Source organism: Rhizobium sp. LC145 (genome assembly GCF_001005825.1).
In the GTDB taxonomy this organism is placed as follows: Bacteria; Pseudomonadota; Alphaproteobacteria; order Rhizobiales; family Rhizobiaceae; genus Neorhizobium.
On the sequence record NZ_LBHV01000033.1, the window covers coordinates 1 to 521 of the forward strand.

The 521-nt window shown below is 61.4% G+C and carries 1 pseudogene; it reads left to right on the top strand.

The window, feature by feature from the left end:
* A pseudogene (locus YH62_RS30655) lies at nucleotides 1-521 on the top strand (hypothetical protein); the annotation flags it as partial.

Sequence of the window (521 nt, forward strand, 5' to 3'; positions counted from 1 at the left end):
GATACCCAGACGAATCCGACACAGGTAGCGCTCGATCGTCGCACGCGTGACATGCCGATCGATTTCGGCACGGTTCCATCCAAGCGGCAGGCCAACCAGCTCGCCTCGATCTACTATAACGAGAACCGGTATGAGGCGACGGCCGATATCGTGCTGCGCCCATACTTCCAAGACATTCAGGTCGGTGACTGGGTGGAATGGAACTCCGAGCGGTACGGCAGCCGGGTTTACATCGTCCAGAGCCGGTCAATCCGTGCCCTGACCAGTGATGGGCCGCGCAATGTGGCTCTGTCGCTTCAGGAGCGCAGCGGCGACATCTATGCCGGCGCAGGGGTATTGCCGCCTGTTATCCCGATAGCGAGCGGTGAGCCGGTCTATCTGAACGAGCTGCCGGACTGGACGCCTATTCCGGTTCTCGCCATGAGCGACGACGGCCGGACGATCGCGGCCTTCCGCATGTCGTGGTCACCGTTCGATGACGTGTCCGTCACCGGTATTCAATTCCGCTGGTGGCCGACAGC